Origin of the sequence: Moraxella sp. 179-F 1C4 NHS, from assembly GCF_045370505.1 — a bacterium.
Taxonomy (GTDB): Bacteria; Pseudomonadota; Gammaproteobacteria; order Pseudomonadales; family Moraxellaceae; genus Faucicola; species Faucicola tetraodonis.
On sequence record NZ_JBIQEC010000002.1, the window covers coordinates 158061 to 174930 of the forward strand.

The window sequence follows — 16870 nt, forward strand, 5'->3', positions numbered from 1 at the left end:
CTAGCATCATGAAAAAAATCTACCTAATCCGTCATGCCCAAAGCGAGTCCAATGCAGGGCAAGCAGTGCGCCCCAATCATGCCATTAATCTTACTGACGTTGGCAAGACGCAAGCGCAAGCATTGGCGGATTGGCTTACTGACCATATCAGCGAGCCAGTCACCGAGATTTTTGTATCCCAGTATCTTCGCACCCAGCAAACGGCTCAGCCTTATCTTCAAAGCACTAAGCGCACAGCCACTGTCATCGAAGAATTGCACGAATTTAACTTTTTGGATTTTGACACCATCAAGGATTTGTCATTTGATGACATCCGTGTGATTGCCGATGATTTTTGGCAACAGCATTCTGCGCACCGAGCCAGTGAGGTGACGGACAGTTTTGAGCATTTCGTAGCGCGGGTACAAAAAGTGCGTGCGTATTTTGATGCCTTGCCCGATGGCACCTATCTAGTATTTACCCACGGCATGTGGATTGGCATGCTTATCTGGCAACTGCTACTTGGCGATAGCCCGCGTCTATATAACATGAAAAAATTCCGTGAGTTTGAACTGGCAATGCGCCCCAAAAATTGCGAAGTGTTGTTGCTCGCTCCTGCAGGAATCAAGAAAGTATGGGTGCGCAATGATGGGCAAGATGACGAGATTCGCTAGTAATAAACTATAAAGAGACCCGAATAAAGAGACCCCAATAAAGAGACCCTAATAAAGAGACGACAATGACTGCATATATTTGGCAATCTGCCAACTTAACCGAAGCGCTAAAAGATCTAAACCCAACCTTTCACAGTGATTTTACCCAGACATCCAAAAAAATTATCACCGACACCCGCAAAATCGAACAAGGCGATATCTTTTTAGCCATCCAAGGCGATAACTTTGACGGCCATGATTATGTAAAAACTGCCAAAGATAAAGGCGCGGTCTTAGCGATTGTCAGCCGTGCAGTCGAAAGTGACTTGCCGCAACTCGTAGTGACTGATACAAAATTGGCACTCGGCAAATTAGGTGCTTACCGCCGTGACCAACATCCCAATCTAAAAGTCGTCGCGATTACAGGCTCGAGCGGTAAAACCACTGCCAAAGAAATGCTTGGCAGTATTTTAAACCGTATTGCGCCGACACTTATCACCCGCGGCAATCTCAACAATGATTTGGGCGTGCCGATGATGCTGCTAGAACTGACCGATGCGCATCGTTACGCCGTCATGGAGCTTGGTGCCAATCATGTCGGAGAGATTGCTTATACCACCCAGCTTGTCAAGCCTGATGTCGCTTGTGTGCTCAATATCGGCACGGCCCATTTGGGGGAGTTTGGCGGGCGTGATAATATCGCCAAAACCAAATCTGAGATTTATCAAGGATTAAGTGACGCAGGTACAGCGATTGTGCCATTTGGTGATGATTATTTTGATACGCTACTCAATAATGCCCAACAATTTACCCAAAATATTCTGACCTTTGGCGAGCGTGACGTGTCCTTGGCGGATGCTGGCGTGGATATGCAACAAGCCAAAGAAATTGGCTTAACAGATGAAGATACGGTGCTACTGATGGGCGATGTGTTTGCTGATGATGTGGAAGTCGGTAATACCAGTACATTTAGCCTAAATTTCAATTTTGAAATTGATGAAATCGAGAGTCAAAACGTCAGCTTAAACTTTGCAGGTGAACACAACATCAGCAATGCCTTAGCCGCCGCGGCCTGTGCGCAAGCTTTGGGGCTGTCGATTGATGATATCGCCAAAGGACTCGATGCCGCCAAACCTGCCAAAGGTCGGCTCAATTTTATTGAGTTTGGTAAACATACTTTAATTGATGATACTTATAATGCCAATCCCAGTGCCGTCCTTGCTGCCACGCAAGTGTTGGTGAGTCAAGGTGCGCCCACCATGTTGGTATTGGGCGATATTGGTGAGTTGGGTGATGCCGCGCAAGAGGAGCATCGCAAGCTCGGTGAGGCTATTGCCGCCTCGGGCGTGACTGTGCTGTATACGGTGGGGGAGTTAACGCCTGTTACCGTCGCGCAAGCGCAGGCATCCGGCATGCAAGCACAGGCATATCCAGATAAAGCCACCCTACTTGCAGCGATCAAAGATAAGCTGACGAGTAGTGATGACGCTTGGCATATCTTGTTTAAAGGCTCGCGCTATATGATGATGGAGCAGGTAATTGACGAGTTAACCCGTCAGCCATCCTAGCTAAAAACAGAGCTTTCATCAGCCATTTGATAAAAATTGGCTGATTTTTTGTGAATTTTTACTTAAAATAGTCAACTTTTCATGATGGTTTTTTGCTGATGAGTCAACGTGAGACGGTTCTTATAGACGGTTTTCACAGATAGTTTTCATAGCGAGTTTTCATTTATTTCATCATGATCATGATAGGGACATTGCATCCCTGTTTTACCCGACATTCCCTAAGGAGTCCACTCGTGCTATTGTGGTTATTTGAATGGCTAAGCCAATTTTATTCCCCATTTTCGGCTGTGTCATCGCTGACCTTACGCGTTTTATTAGCGGTGCTGACTGCGCTGGGTATCAGTATGGTGTTTGGTGGAAGCGTCATTGAACGGTTGCGGGCGCTCAAATATGGACAAGCCATTCGTAACGACGGTCCACAAAGTCACCTTGCCAAAACAGGCACACCCACCATGGGCGGGATTTTGATTTTGGGCAGTATTTTGGTGACCACGCTATTATGGGCGAATCTAACCAACCCTTACGTATGGATTTTGATGGTGGTCTTGGTGATTTTTGGCGCCGTGGGCTGGGCAGATGACTGGCTAAAAATCAAATATAAAGACCCAAAAGGCTTGATTGCACGCAAAAAATATTTTTGGTTGTCGGTTGGTGCTTTATTTGTGGGTGTGTCCTTGTACTGGATTGCCAGTCAGCAGCCGCATGTGGCGACAGCTCACGCCATGCAAGATTTACTGATTCCGTTATTTAAAAACGTGTCAATTCCTTTCTCCGCTGTACCATTGGGTTTGGCGTTTATTATCTTTACTTATTTTGTGATTAACGGCACCTCAAATGCGGTCAACTTAACCGATGGTTTGGATGGTCTCGCCATTTTTCCTGTGGTGTTGGTCGCGGCAGGCTTAGGGGTGTTTGCTTATGTGTCAGGGGATTTTCGCTTTGCTGAATATCTCCACGTGCCCTATATTGCTTATAATAGCGATGTCACAGTCGTGTGTGGTGCCATGGTTGGGGCAGGCTTAGGGTTTTTATGGTTTAATGCCCATCCCGCCCAAGTGTTTATGGGCGATGTTGGTGCATTAGCCTTGGGCGCGATGCTTGGCACCATTGCTGTGATGACGCGCCAAGAGATTGTGCTGTTCATCATGGGTGGTTTATTTGTGGCAGAAGCGGTATCGGTCATGCTACAAGTAGGCTCTTACAAACTGCGTAAAAAACGCATCTTTCGCATGGCGCCCCTGCATCACCATTTTGAAGAAGGCGGCTGGAAAGAAACCCAAGTGGTCACCCGTTTTTGGATTATTACCATTGTCTTGGTTATTTTAGGGCTGATGACGTTGAAACTTCGCTAACTTTGCTAACTTTGCTACGCTCGCTAACGGCGCTTTGCATCAAATGGCATCTTTGGATGTCATTTTTTTTGTCTGTATTTATTTGCGCATGTGCAAAAAATTAAATATGTTATAATTTTTCTATGGTGATGACTAAATTATATGCAGGAATTTTGATGACAAGCCACTGATATAGCAGAGCACTGTCACAATAAGGAGGTGTGTGTTGAAAGTAACTATTAATGAAATCCCTGTTACACTAGCTTGTAGTGAGGCAGGCAAACAAGCGCTTAACACGGTTGAAATGACGCTTAGACAACGCCAGTTTATCTTATTGATTAAGGAAAATACTAGCTTGGGCGAGCAAGCGGTGAGCAATTTATTGTCTAAGTTAGATTTACAACAACTGATTGAAAAAGGCTGGATTAGCTGCGATGTGCCGCTAGGGCAAATTTTCAAACAATCTAGCACCCCTGTTGCAGCGTTGGCAAGCGCTATTGCCAGTACAGACGCACCATCCGCTGAAACTGAAACTGTATTGAGCAAAAAATGCTGTGATAAAAAGACGGGCGTGAAAAATTTACAGTCATTCCTAAATACTTATACCAATGCTAAGCTAGCGGCTCCTACCATCCCTGATGTGTCAAACATTGACTTGCCATCGCTGCGAGCAGCGGACACCTCACAGCAGCATCCGATAGCAGATTCAGCACTGGCATTAAAAATACCTGAGGCACTGCAGCCAAAAATGGCTCAAGTGCATGAAGATATTATGATTTTGCAAAGTCTGATAGACGACTGATTTTGCGCAGTTACAGCGGGTTACACGCTTTGGGTTTTTAACGGTTTTTTTTGAGATATTTTTATGGTGGCATTGCCTTCGACATTTTCTGCAATTTTTCGCTGCCCGATTTGCCAAAGTCCGCTAAAGGTGGGTGAAAAAGTTTGGCAATGCACGGGTGAAAATCCGCAGCAGCGGCAACATGACTTTGATGTCGCTAAACAAGGGTATGTGAATCTACTGCCGGTGCAAAATAAGCATAGCAAAAACCCTGGCGATAGTGATGAGTCGATTATGGCGCGGCGTCGTTTTCTACAAGCGGGGTTTTATCAGTCGCTGCAAGATGGGCTGTATGACTTTTGCAAAGGGCTATTATCCTCCCAACCATCGGTAAATTGGCTAGACATTGGCTGTGGCGAGGGGTATTACACTGAGCGATTTTTACAGCTTAACCCAAGTAAGTTAGTCGCGCTTGATATCAGCAAACCTGCCGTACTCGCCACTGCCAAACGACTTAAACCAATTAGCACGACCACACAAAAATATTGCTTAGTGGCATCTGCTTCGCAAGTACCATTGGCCAATCAGGCGGTGAGTATATTGACCAGTATTTTTAGCCCGATTTTGGCGGATGAATTTCATCGGTTGGTCAGCGATCAGGGCTTTTTAGTGATTGCCAAGCCTGCCGTCAATCACTTGATTGAGATGCGTGATGGGCTATTTGAACAAATCGTGGCGCACGACTCAGACAAATTTATCGATGAATTAGCACCGTATTTTGCGTTGGTTAAGCAAACGCGGGTGGAAACCACGATTTCGCTTACCGCTACGCAGTTACAAGATTTATTGACTATGACGCCCTATGCGTTTCGGGCGCAGCCAGCCAGACGTGAAGCATTAATCGACCGCTGCCAGCAAGCAGGGTCAATGGGCTTTACGACCGATTTTATGATTTATGGGTTTCAAAAAATTTGTTTATAAAAAAAGCGCCCGTCAGTGGGCTATTCTTTTACCTTATAAACAGCCTTAAGCGCGCGGATGATGCTGCTGATGCAGCTGTTGCAGTCTTGCCGTAGCCACATGGGTATAGATTTGGGTAGTTGATAAATCACTGTGACCCAATAACATCTGTACACTGCGCAAGTCAGCGCCGTGATTGAGCAAATGAGTAGCAAAGGCATGACGTAAGGTATGCGGAGAAATTTCGCTTTCGATGCCGGCTTGCTTGGCGTAACGTTTAATGACATACCAAAAGTTTTGGCGGGTCATGTAGCCGCCTTGTTGGGTCAAAAATACCGCTTGGCAGCGACTTTCTCGCCCATTTTTCATAATACATAGCTGCGGTCGCGCCAGGGTCAAATAATCGGTCAATACATCAATCGCCACTTCGCCAAGGGGTACTAGCCGAGTCTTATCACCTTTACCGGTAACCTGTAACCAGCCTGCATTGAGATTGACTTCACTTAACGATAAATGAATAAGCTCAGAGACACGCAGCCCGCAGGCATAGAGCACTTCAAACATGGCTTGGTCACGCATGCCCAAAGGGGTCGATGTATCTGGGCTGGCAAGTAGGGCATCGACATCACTTTCGGATAAATCTTTGGGCAGCGCGCGCCCAAGTTTTGGGGTCTTGATATGCTCACACGGGTTGTCATCACGCTGATTGGCGTTGATTTGCCATAAAAAAAACTGTTTGAGCGATGATAAGGCACGCGCTTGGCTGCGCGCTGTTTTGCCTTGTTTATAGAGCGCCGCTAGGCAAGCCAACACGTCACTGGCGTCCCAACGGGTGATGGCTTTGCTACAGGTGGTTTCACACAGCATCAAGTCACGAATATAAGCATTTCGCGTATTGGTGGCAAGTCCCCGCGTAAGCAATTCTTGGCGAAACTGCTGAATATAACTGGGCTCATCATGAAGGTGTAAGGCTTTGACTTGGCGAGGTTGGCGCGCGGGGACTTGGGACATAAATGACTTGAAATCTCGGGATAAGGGGGTGTTTTTTTAACCAGCTTTTTTCTTAATCCAGTAATGATACACATTGGCATGCGGATCAGGATTTTGATGTTGTTGCGGGTTGATGATGTCTTGCCGTTCGATAAGTTCATGCCCCAGATGGCGACAAAAATTGGGGATATCGCGCGTGGTCGCAGGGTCAGTGGCGATGACGTGAATCACCTCTCCCGACTGCGCTTTACGAACAGTTTTATGCAGTAGCATAATCGGCTCTGGACAAATCAGCCCTTGGGTATCGAGTTGGTAATTGGCATCAGGCATGTTGAGTCTCTGTTTGTTGACTTTCTTGGATAAAATTAAAAAAACGGGTTAAATTGGCTTTAAACATAAACGCCACCCCAATCCAGGCGGCTAGGGCGACATAGCTACTGATAACAAACAAGCCAAATCCCATACCGATACACAGCGCAAGCATGCTCGGCTGGCTTAAACGGTAACGGTATAAAATAAACGCCACATAGCAGGATAGCGGTATGGTCAGTCCAACAAGTCCGTAAGGCACCCAATGAAACAAAGTATAAATCGTTTGACTGTCCTTAAACTGTGACAAGCTCTTTAGGGTACCAAATAATAAAAATAGCGCAATTGCCAAATAAACCAGATAAATTGACCATTTGTTGAGTCGCTGTGCGTGCTCAATCAAACCAAGAACAGGGGCAGAAAAGCCTTTGGTCGTTGGCGTAGTAGGTGCATTTAATTGAGTCATGATAACAGCGCTCCTTCGCCACTTCTAAGCCAACTGCCGAGCATAATCGCTGAGGCGATACTATCAATCGGCTCTTTGTCACTTTTGATTAGACCATATTCCCAAGCCAAATTTTTGGCTTCACGGCTAGTTAAGCGCTCATCCGCCAAAATAATCGGCCGTGGTCGATGCGCTTCCTCGAGCTGGTGTTTAAGCCTACGAGCAAATTTTTTGGCACGATTGCCAAGCTCAGATGCAGAGCCATCCATATTCAGCGGCAAACCGATGATGATGGTGCTCACTTGCCATGACTCAATAATTTTTAGCAATTCATCCCAATTGGGTTTGCCATTATCCATTTTAAACTGCATCAACGGGCTTGCGGTTTGGGTTAAGGTATTGCCCAAGGCGATACCCATTTTTGCGATGCCAAAATCAAGCCCCATCACCGTTTCGATAGTGTGGGTGTGATGGGTATCTTGCGCCATAGTCAGGTTAAGCATGCCCGATATCCGTACTCAGTTTGTTAAAATCAACGCCCAACTGCTGAGCGGCGACTTGCCAGCGAGTCTGATGGTCAATATCAAACAATAATCCCATTGATGCCGGCAAAACAAACCAATCACCTTGGTTGATTTCTTCTTCTAGCTGCCCTTTTCCCCAGCTGGCATGACCTAGACAAAGCTCAAAATGCTCAACGCCTTGACCATTGGCGATACTTTGTAAAATATCCTTGCTAGTGGTGATACAGACGTTTTCGGTGATGGCAAACGAAGATACCCAATCTGGCTGTCCAGTATGGAGCACAAACCCAACTTCCGGGTTCATGGGGCCTCCATCTAAGGGTAATTTTCGGTGCAAGTCGGTGATTGTCACATCAATATTTAATTCTTCAAAAAGTTTGGCAACGTTGCTGGTTTCGATGGGTTTGTTAATTACTAGCCCTAACGCGCCTTGTTGGTCTTGACGGCAAATATAGACCAAAGATTGATAGAAAATCCCGCCGTCAATATTGGGCGAGGCTATCAAAAAATGGTTGGTAAGATTTTGGTTTTTTGACATTCAGTGGCATACCTAATTAAAAGCGACTTAAAAGCGGCAAACATTAAAAACAATAAGCATTAAAAGCGATAAACATTAAAAGCGACAAGCAATGTTAAATTAACTGACACGGCGACTTGCTAGCAAACTGCGCGCGTGTTTTAGCGTGTCTTCGGTGATATTGACCCCGCCCGACATGCGCGCTAATTCCTGTACTTGGTCATCGCCCGACAGAATTTTTAAGTGAGACTGGGCTTTCTCTTGTTGGGTTTTGTACACCAAAATATGCTGATGGGCTTGTGCCGCGACTTGCGATTGGTGGGTGATAGCAATGATTTGTTGTTCTTCACCCAGTTCACGCAGTAACTCGCCTACCACTTGCGCCGTGCCACCACTGATACCCACATCTACTTCATCAAATACCAATAACTGACGGGTGGTGGTTGCCATATCGGTGGTCGTATTACGGCAAACCCCTTGCGCATCAATGACTTGCATGATAAGGGCTAGTCGTGATAATTCACCGCCTGAGGCGATTTTGTGAATCGGTTGCATCGGCATACCGACATTGGCACTAAATAGCAGTTCAATTTGCGATAACCCGATACTTTGTGGTTTATCAAGTGGGGTAAATTCAAATGCTGCCTGCACATTGGGCAGTGCCAATGGTTTTAACCGTGTGACTAGGGCTTCAGCTAACGTCTTGGCATTGGCTTGGCGACTGTCATCCAACGCTTGGGCTTTTTGCAAGTAGGCTTGATAAGCTTGTTCAATTTGCTCTGCCATTGCTTCAGGCGACATCACCGATTGCAAATCATCTAATTGCTGTTGCCAGGCTTGGCTGTCTTCAACAAGGCTTTCAGGGGTGGTGTGATATTTACGCGCGAGTCGGTGGAACGTCGATAACTGCTCATCAAGTAACGCTAACCGCTTGGGGTCAAGGCTTTGTCCTTCGGCATAATTGCTCAAAGTGCTAGCCACTTCAGCGATTTGGGTATGTGCTGAGTACAACTGTTCAACGCAATCCGCATAGGTTTGGCTAAGCTCGGTTTGCGCTTCACACAGTTTAATCGCCCGATTAAGCAGGCTTACCACATCGGGCTCATCACTGTCATTATCCAGTAATTGCACCGACAAGGCGGCTTGCTGCATGAGGTTTTCAAGGTTAGATAATTCATCGTATTCAGCTTCAAGTTCACTGTACAAGACAGTGGCAATTGGCTCAATATCGGCTAATTGATTGGTCAATAGCTGAATTTGCTGCTGGCGCAATTGCTCGTCTTTGGCGTGCTGCGCGGCTTGTGATTTAAGGCGTTCGTACTGCAAAAAAGCCTGTTTCACGTCGTTTGCTTGGCTGTTTAAGCCTGTGGCACTATCCAGCCATTCCATCACAAATTGCGGACGTAACAAACTTTGCTGGGCGTGTTGGCTGTGAATATTGACCAGTAACCCACCTAAAGTTTTAAGCTCATTCATACTAATGGGCATGCCATTGAGCCAAGCTTTACTACGAAGCGCACCGTTTTGGTTAGCAAGTTGCCGGCGAATCAGCAGCGTATCGTCTTCAAATGGGTAATTTTGCTCACTAAGCCATGCCATGACTTCGGGTAATTGACCGATATTAAATTCTGCAAAAGCGTCTGCCGTGGTCTGTCCATGCCGAATCAAACCTGCGTCACTACGACCACCCACGCACAAGGTCAAGGCGTCAAGCAACAGTGATTTACCAGCACCTGTCTCGCCAGTGATAATGTTAAATCCAGCATTCATCTCAATCTCAGCATTGGTGACGAGTGCTAAATTTTGTAAGGTTAACTGTGTCAGCATATCAATCCTATCATTGACGTTAAGAGTGGCACATTGGCGGTCAAATTTGCAAAAACTTTATTGTAACCTGGTCATGAAAAGCTCACAATAATCCTAGACAAGTCTTCAAAAATCAGTAAAAATTCCATCTAGCTGTTTCACACTAAACAATAGCATAATTGGGACAATTACAAAATAAGCAACGCAAAAATCAAATTTCCGTCAGCTGGCTATCTTTGATGGGTATCTGTGTCTAGCAATCTTCGCCTAGTCAAGTTAAGGGCGGTTTCATCGATTGTGATAAAACATAGATTGTTATAATAGATTGTCATAAAAGTTGACTAAATTTGATGCTATCCTATTGCTCTAAACAACGTCTGCATAAGGATAACGGAACATAATTTTTTATCAACCGTTAACAATCTATCGGCAATAGCAGTGGCTGATTGCGACAAGTCACGGACTGCGTTTGATTATAAAGCCCATTTGTCGATTAAAAAAAGCGGGTTGCCGCAAAACGACTTGCCCATCTTTATAATTCTTTATAATTTTTTATAACAAGGCAGCGTTATCAAGTCAACTGACTGTGTATTTTAAGGAGAATCTCATGACGTCACCTAATCGTTTCGACCATGTATCGGTAGAAAAAATAGCGAATGTTTACTATGAAGGTCGTACTTTTAGTCGGACCGTTTGGTTTGAAGATGGACGCAAAAAAATGCTAGGAATCGTGCTACCTTGTGATGCCGATGTGCCAGCCTATGAATTTAAAACCGACTCATCTGAACGTATCGAAATTTTGGCAGGCGAGTGTGAAGTCAAACTGGCAGGCGAGGAAGAATTTACTTATTACCGTGCCGGTCAAGCGTTCTTGGTCGAAGGGCATAGCAGTTATGAGCTACGTAATGAAGCAGTCGTGCAGTACATTTGCCACCTAGAAGGCTAGCAGATAATCTACAAGGCTAGCGGCAAGGCAAATATAAAATTGAAGAAAAGGGTCATCAATCATGGCAAAACCGAGTTATTTTTATGGCATTCATGCCGTGCAATCCATCTTGCAACACCGCGGTATCGATGGGTTGACACTCTTTATTCAAGACGGTAAAAAACAAGATGATGCCACGGTAGCCAACATCACTGAGCTTGCCCAAACCTACGGGATTGCGATACAAATCAGCGCCAAAGACAAACTCACCAAACTTGCAGAAAGTCCGCAGCATCAAGGCGTGGTATTGCAAGCCCGCCCTGCTGAACTCCAAGATGAAGCAGATCTCAAATACTTAGTTGACAAACACCAAGCCGAGCGAAAACCGCTATTGCTACTGGTGCTTGATCAAATCACCGACCCGAACAACCTTGGCGCATGTTTGCGTACCGCCGTGGCAATGGGCGTCTCAGCCGTCATTATTCCCAAAAATCATAGTTCAAGCATCACCCCAGCCGTGGCAAAAGTCGCCGTCGGTGCGGTGGAATTAATGCCTTTTATCCAAGTCACTAATCTTGCGCGTACGCTCACTGACATCAAAAAACAAGGGGTGTTTGTGTTTGGTACGGCACTCGATGACACGGCAAAGCCCGTGCAAGACTGTGATTTGACAGGTGATGTGGCGATTGTGATGGGCTCAGAAGGTGACGGTATTCGCCGTTTGACAGCAGATACCTGCGACCAGCTGGTTTATATCCCGATGCCCGGCAATGAACATGGGCAAATCCAAAGCTTAAATGTCAGTGTCGCCACTGGCATGGTGCTATATGAAGCCAGCCGTCAGCGTTTTAAGAAATAATTTACGTTATCAGTAATGTTTACCAATCTTTTAGACTTTGATGAAGAAAAAATTTGGTCTGGCACAATTTTAAGAATTTGTTTGTCTGAAAAGTCAGAGTTTTATTATACCGACAAAGTTTTTGACCTAATGGTATTTGAGAACTATACGGAAGTGATGGGCTTAGATGCTGTAATCATCAATGGCTATAAAGCAGGAAAAATCAGCTTTTTCTTTCCTAAAGATGCTTATTATGACATGTCGCTTTATTCAGTTAGTACAAAATGGCTGCAACAAAATTTATTGGCGATTTTGAATATTGAGCCAAATAAAGCAGATATATTTATTTTGAAAAGTCAGAACGTATTGCCTTTTAGTAACTAAAGAATTTGTTGAAACCCATAGTTAAAATAATAAAATGAATCTTTAATAAGTAAAAAAATATCAAAAAGGAAAAATATAATGCAATTTGCCATTATTGGACTGGGTGTTTTTGGTATTACCTGCGCTAAAGAGCTTGAAAAATTGGGCAACCAAGTCCTAGCGATTGATATTGATGAAAAACTGGTCGATGACATCAGTGAATATGTCACCCGTGCCGTGATTGCTGACGCCACCGACAAAGACACCATAGAAGAGCTTGACCTTGCAAGTTTCGACGGGGTACTCGTGAGCATTGGTGATAACCTTGAAGCCAGCTTGCTATGTACACTCAACCTACTAAGCCTAAACGTACAAAACCTATGGGTAAAAGCCAAAACCGACTCCCATCACCAAATCCTACAAAGCTTAGGGGTGAACAATATTATTCACCCCGAACAAGACATGGGGATTCGTATTGCCCAAAAAATGAACTATCCGATGGTCAAACAATACATGGCGTTGGGTGACGAGCAGTTTTTGGTTCGCCTAGACCCACCTGAGCAGTGGCGAGGGCACCCGTGGTCGGATGTACAACACAGCCATCCTGATATTACTTTTATCATGCTAAAACGCAACCAGCAAATCTTTAACCAATTACCCGATGGCTTTTTCTTTCAAGGTGGTGATAAATTGGTGGTGGGTGGTGATACCCAAGCGCTGCGTCGCCTTGCCAAAGCCATTCGGCAAACGGCTATTTAGCCCACCACTCACGCAAAAAAGGTAATTAGGTGTAGATATGCCGTTTCGTGAAGTCAAAAAAGGCGAAAAACCAAAGATTGTTGATAAATCAAAACCCAGTACTCACGACCTAGAGACGCCTACCAGACAGGGACTGCAGTTGTCCTCGCCTGCGATTTTGTCCTTGGGGTTTTTAGCGTTAATCGTGATGGGGACGGTTTTGCTGTCATTGCCAATTGCCACAATTCAACCGATTAGTATCCTAGCGGCAGCCTTTACCGCGACGTCTGCGGTGACCGTCACGGGGCTAAATGTCGTGGATACCGCTAACTATACCACGTTTGGACAATTGGTGATTGCCGCGCTGATTCAATTTGGCGGTCTAGGCTTTATGACCTTTGCAATTTTGGTATTGACCAGTCTGCAAGGTAAAATGGGATTATCCGGCTCAATCACGGCGCAAGAAGCGTTGGGTACTCATAGCAACCAAATTGGCAGTACCGCCAAAGCGGTAATCAAAATTGCCTTTATCACCGAGAGCTTGGGTTTTTTAGGGTTAACGCTATTGTTAGCACCGCTAAAAGGGCTAAAAGATGCGATGTATGAAGCATTTTTTCTGTGTATCTCAGCGTTTAACAATGCAGGTTTTGCGTTAAATGGCAACAATATGACTGCCTATGTGCACCAGCCGATGATTAGTTTTATCATAAGCTTGCTTATTATCACGGGCGGCATCGGGTTTTTGGTGATTTTAGATATCATCAAACACAAGCGCTGGCAAAAATTTACCCTGCACACCAAAGTCATGGTTTTGGGCACGTTAGCGCTCAATATCATTGGTTGTATACTGTATTGGTTACTTGAGCGTCATAACGCCAAAACGATTGGCGGATTGAGCGAAGCTGGGCAGTGGTTTGCATCTTGGTTTATGGCGGTGGCGTCACGTACCGCAGGTTTTAATAATATTGATTATAGCCAAGTGACAGATGCCAGTACGTTATTGACCTTTATATTGATGTTTATTGGCGCAGGCTCAATGTCCACAGGTGGCGGTATCAAAATTGGCACCTTTGTGGTTATCCTAGCATCGACTAGGGCATATTTGCGTCAGCACCCGCAAGTGACGATTTTTCATCGTGCTATCTCTGATCACTTGGTAAAAAAATCGTTTGCGGTGATGAGCACCTCGATTTTGATGATTGCTTTAGCGGCGTTTATTTTAACGATATTTGAGCCAGAAGGGCATTTGACTGATATTTTATTTGAAGTGATATCGGCATCGGCAACGGTCGGTTTATCGCGAAATTTCACCCCGACATTGAGTGAACCTGGGCAATGGGTGATTATGTTTATGATGTATATGGGGCGTCTTGGACCATTAACCTTGGCGTATTTTATCGCCACCCCTAAACCGACCCGTATTCGTTATCCTGAGACCCATACCCTTATTGGTTGAGTTGGCGCCCTTATTGGCTAAGTTGGCTAATTCAACAGGGTTAGCGAAGCAGCAAAGACCAAGCAAAAATTTTACACAGCGGTTGGTGCACCCAAGATATTCAAAACCTAAGATACTTAAAACCTAACGAAGCTATCGCCAAATCGTGTATGATGATGGTCTACAACTGGTGAATTGAGCGATTTAGTAAGTTTTAAGGTTATGAGTAGTTATATTTTAGATACAGAAGCGCATGGATTGGTTGAGCCACATGCGACCGAAATCGCCTACATTGGCGTGGTGTTTAGTCCAGCAGGCGAGCTGATACTGCACACCCACAACGCCTTTGAGCAGCGCTTTAACCCACACAAAAAAATTACTTTGGGCAGCCAAGCCATCACAGGGATTTTTGACGACGATGTGGCAGACAAGCCGCCGCATACTGATTTTCAGTTACCAAAAGACTGCGAGTATCTGATTGGGCACAATATCGACTTTGATGCTGACGTACTGACCAATGCCGAATGTGATTTATCAAACATTAAGCGTATTTGCACTTTGGCACTGGCGCGGCATTTTTTCCCGCAGTTAGATAGCCATAGTTTGGGGGCGCTACTGTGTTTTTTTGAGCCACAAGTTGCCAAAAAAAATATCAAATTCGCGCATGGTGCCAAATACGATATTTGGTTTACTTTTTTGGTATTAAAAGCTATCTGCTATCAGCATCGCATCACCGATATGGCACAGCTGTATCAAGCCAGTGAACATGCCCGAAAACCCACGGTAATGCGCTTTGGCAAACATAAAGGGGTTGCCATTAAAGACTTGCCGGCTGATTATGTCGATTGGCTGCTCAAACAAGCTGACCTTGACCCGTATTTACACCTTGCACTCACCGAAAATAGCGCAGGCAATCATGGCAACCTTCTATGATTGAGTCCTTGCGCTATGATTGAAGCCCTGAAGTGCCAAAATGATTACGCGCCAAATTGCGGTTTAACAATCACTAAAATCACCACCGCGACTAAAATAAATACAGGCACCTCATTAAACCACCGCCAAAAAACATGGGTTTTATAGTTAGGGTTGTCAATCAGTTTTAAGCGAAATCGACCACAAGCTACATGATATACCGTCAACGCAATGACGTAGGCTAGCTTGATATGTAGCCAAACTTGGGTTTTATAACTGTCCCAATTAGGTAGCAGCATACACAAGCCAAAAATCCAAGTGGCAATCATCGCAGGTGTCATGATGCCGCGATACAGTTTACGCTCCATCAACGCAAATCGATCTTGACTGATTTTATCGGTACTCATGGCATGATACACAAACAAGCGTGGTAGATAAAAAATCGCGGCAAACCAACACACCAATGAAATCACATGCCAGGCTTTAAACCATAAAAAATATTCTGTCATTGCTTACCCCGATGATGATGCAACTAAATAAGCTTGCCCAAAATAGCTTATTCTAAATCAGCTTACTCTAAATAAACTTGCCCTAAAAAAGTCTGCAAATAGCCGTTATTTTAAAGTCTGCATGACAGCAAGTAAATCCGAGATTTGTTGTTCACTATGACGAGCGCTTACGCAAAAGCGTAGCCGTGCTGTGCCTACCGGCACCGTAGGTGGGCGGATTGCCGAGACCCAAAAACCGCGAGATTTTAACGCATTGGCAAGCTGCAGGGTTCTGTCATTATTGCCAATGACCACAGGAATAATGGCTGTGGTCGGTATTTGATTATCAATACCTACTTGCCAATTTTGCTGCACTAGCCCTTGACTGAGCTGTTTGATATTGGCAAGTAATTGATCGCTGCGCAAAGTATCGGTGTGCGACATGGCAATGCTAGTTTCAGTCACGCTGGCAAGCACAGGGGGCATCGCCGTGGTATAAATAAATGAACGGGCAAAATTGGTCACATAGTCAATCAACTCACTCGAACCTGCGACAAATGCGCCACTGGTACCTATCGCTTTACCAAAGGTGCCGATATAGATATCCGCTTGCGGTTGGGCTTTTTTATAAGCCTGATAGGGCAAACCAAAACCGTGCGCATCATCGACCATCAAGGCGCATTCATAACGAACTGCTAACGCATGCAGTGCATCCAAATCGGCAATGGTACCATCCATACTAAAAATATGATCGGTGACAATCAGTTTTTGCTTAGCGCTACTTTGCGAAAGCAGCTGCTCTAATTGGCTATAATTGCGATGCACAAAACGCATGATTTTGGCACGGCTAAGGATTGCCCCATCGACAATGGAGGCATGGTTGAGCTTATCGCTAAAAATCACGCTGTCTTTACCACACAACGCTTGAATCACACCGACATTTGCCATATACCCTGTGCTAAAAGTTAATGCCCGTTCATAGCCTGTCACTTGGGCAAGGGTGGTATCCAATTGTTCATGCCAAAGCGTATGCCCCGTAATCAGGTGCGACGCGCCACTACCGACTTGCTGAATAGTTTTTGCAGCTTGGCTAAACGCTTGTATGAGTTGCGGGTCGGTGGCAAGTCCCAAGTAATCATTGCTGGCAAAGTTGACGTAAGTTTTGCCACCTATGTCAATGGTGGGCGTCACGCCATGACGAATGGGCGTCAGTTGACGATACAGGTCTTTTTGGCACTGTTCATCAAGGGCCGATTGAAGGGCAAAATTGGCTAACATACTTTTGGACTCTGTTAAAGCATCGTTAAA

19 protein-coding genes are annotated in these 16870 nt (G+C 45.1%); 11 read left to right on the forward strand and 8 right to left on the reverse strand.

What is annotated here, in order from left to right:
• Nucleotides 1–8 precede the first annotated feature (8 nt).
• The 5 genes from ACH0AB_RS01730 to ACH0AB_RS01750 all read left to right on the forward strand — a co-directional run bounded on the left by ACH0AB_RS01730 (nt 9) and on the right by ACH0AB_RS01750 (nt 5293).
• Complete coding sequence (locus tag ACH0AB_RS01730) at nt 9–653, forward strand: histidine phosphatase family protein (protein ID WP_007115051.1); 645 nt, start codon at nt 9–11, stop codon at nt 651–653.
• A 65-nt stretch (nt 654–718) separates the two neighbouring features.
• Entirely contained in the window at nt 719–2200 is a 1482-nt protein-coding gene (locus ACH0AB_RS01735; protein ID WP_406876918.1) for a UDP-N-acetylmuramoyl-tripeptide--D-alanyl-D-alanine ligase, read from the forward strand.
• Between the two features lie 233 nt (nt 2201–2433).
• Complete coding sequence (mraY, locus tag ACH0AB_RS01740; RefSeq protein ID WP_406876919.1) at nt 2434–3552, forward strand: phospho-N-acetylmuramoyl-pentapeptide-transferase; 1119 nt, start codon at nt 2434–2436, stop codon at nt 3550–3552.
• A 205-nt stretch (nt 3553–3757) separates the two neighbouring features.
• The gene (locus tag ACH0AB_RS01745) at nt 3758–4333 is read left to right on the forward strand and encodes a hypothetical protein (protein WP_406876920.1); all 576 of its coding nucleotides are present in this window, start codon (nt 3758–3760) and stop codon (nt 4331–4333) included.
• 63 nt (nt 4334–4396) lie between these two features.
• Nucleotides 4397–5293 carry a putative RNA methyltransferase gene (locus tag ACH0AB_RS01750; RefSeq protein ID WP_406876921.1) on the forward strand — a complete coding sequence of 299 codons (897 nt, stop codon included), beginning with the start codon at nt 4397–4399 and terminating at the stop codon, nt 5291–5293.
• A gap of 45 nt (nt 5294–5338) precedes the next feature.
• Here ACH0AB_RS01750 and xerD read toward each other — a convergent pair whose 3' ends face one another.
• From xerD to recN, 6 genes are all read right to left on the reverse strand, one after another.
• The gene (gene xerD, locus ACH0AB_RS01755; RefSeq protein ID WP_406876923.1) at nt 5339–6283 is read right to left on the reverse strand and encodes a site-specific tyrosine recombinase XerD; all 945 of its coding nucleotides are present in this window, start codon (nt 6281–6283) and stop codon (nt 5339–5341) included.
• 36 nt (nt 6284–6319) lie between these two features.
• The gene (gene tusA / locus ACH0AB_RS01760; protein WP_406876924.1) at nt 6320–6592 is read right to left on the reverse strand and encodes a sulfurtransferase TusA; all 273 of its coding nucleotides are present in this window, start codon (nt 6590–6592) and stop codon (nt 6320–6322) included.
• A complete protein-coding gene (locus ACH0AB_RS01765) occupies nt 6585–7037 on the reverse strand; it encodes a hypothetical protein (protein ID WP_406876925.1) in 453 nt (150 codons plus the stop codon). Before ACH0AB_RS01765 ends, tusA begins: the two co-directional genes overlap by 8 nt.
• The gene (gene ruvX, locus ACH0AB_RS01770; RefSeq protein WP_406876926.1) at nt 7034–7519 is read right to left on the reverse strand and encodes a Holliday junction resolvase RuvX; all 486 of its coding nucleotides are present in this window, start codon (nt 7517–7519) and stop codon (nt 7034–7036) included. Before ruvX ends, ACH0AB_RS01765 begins: the two co-directional genes overlap by 4 nt.
• Nucleotides 7512–8078 (reverse strand): YqgE/AlgH family protein, encoded by a 567-nt coding sequence (locus ACH0AB_RS01775; protein WP_144918508.1) that lies wholly within the window; start codon nt 8076–8078, stop codon nt 7512–7514. The genes ruvX and ACH0AB_RS01775 overlap by 8 nt, the downstream gene beginning before the upstream one ends.
• A 99-nt stretch (nt 8079–8177) precedes the next feature.
• On the reverse strand, nt 8178–9884 hold the full coding sequence (gene recN, locus ACH0AB_RS01780; RefSeq protein WP_406876927.1) for a DNA repair protein RecN: 1707 nt from the start codon (nt 9882–9884) through the stop codon (nt 8178–8180).
• A 586-nt stretch (nt 9885–10470) separates the two neighbouring features.
• Between recN and ppnP the strand changes: the two genes are divergently transcribed.
• From ppnP to ACH0AB_RS01810, 6 genes are all read left to right on the forward strand, one after another.
• On the forward strand, nt 10471–10809 hold the full coding sequence (gene ppnP / locus ACH0AB_RS01785) for a pyrimidine/purine nucleoside phosphorylase (protein ID WP_007115041.1): 339 nt from the start codon (nt 10471–10473) through the stop codon (nt 10807–10809).
• A gap of 61 nt (nt 10810–10870) precedes the next feature.
• Nucleotides 10871–11647 (forward strand): 23S rRNA (guanosine(2251)-2'-O)-methyltransferase RlmB, encoded by a 777-nt coding sequence (gene rlmB, locus ACH0AB_RS01790; protein WP_239743360.1) that lies wholly within the window; start codon nt 10871–10873, stop codon nt 11645–11647.
• Between the two features lie 15 nt (nt 11648–11662).
• Nucleotides 11663–12010, forward strand: coding sequence for an Imm45 family immunity protein (imm45, locus tag ACH0AB_RS01795; RefSeq protein ID WP_239743357.1), 348 nt, complete (start codon nt 11663–11665; stop codon nt 12008–12010).
• A 78-nt stretch (nt 12011–12088) separates the two neighbouring features.
• Entirely contained in the window at nt 12089–12748 is a 660-nt protein-coding gene (locus ACH0AB_RS01800) for a potassium channel family protein (protein ID WP_135889987.1), read from the forward strand.
• Between the two features lie 37 nt (nt 12749–12785).
• The gene (locus tag ACH0AB_RS01805; RefSeq protein ID WP_406876929.1) at nt 12786–14183 is read left to right on the forward strand and encodes a TrkH family potassium uptake protein; all 1398 of its coding nucleotides are present in this window, start codon (nt 12786–12788) and stop codon (nt 14181–14183) included.
• Nucleotides 14184–14384: 201 nt separating this feature from the next.
• Entirely contained in the window at nt 14385–15095 is a 711-nt protein-coding gene (locus ACH0AB_RS01810) for an exonuclease domain-containing protein (protein WP_406876930.1), read from the forward strand.
• 44 nt (nt 15096–15139) lie between these two features.
• Here the strand turns inward: ACH0AB_RS01810 and hemJ are convergent, their stop codons facing one another.
• Together hemJ and ACH0AB_RS01820 are read right to left on the reverse strand one after the other, a co-directional pair.
• Nucleotides 15140–15583: a protoporphyrinogen oxidase HemJ gene (gene hemJ, locus ACH0AB_RS01815; protein WP_219331982.1), complete on the reverse strand. Its 444-nt coding sequence runs from the start codon at nt 15581–15583 to the stop codon at nt 15140–15142.
• Nucleotides 15584–15688: 105 nt separating this feature from the next.
• On the reverse strand, nt 15689–16840 hold the full coding sequence (locus ACH0AB_RS01820; protein WP_406876931.1) for an aminotransferase class I/II-fold pyridoxal phosphate-dependent enzyme: 1152 nt from the start codon (nt 16838–16840) through the stop codon (nt 15689–15691).
• Nucleotides 16841–16870: the final 30 nt, after the last annotated feature.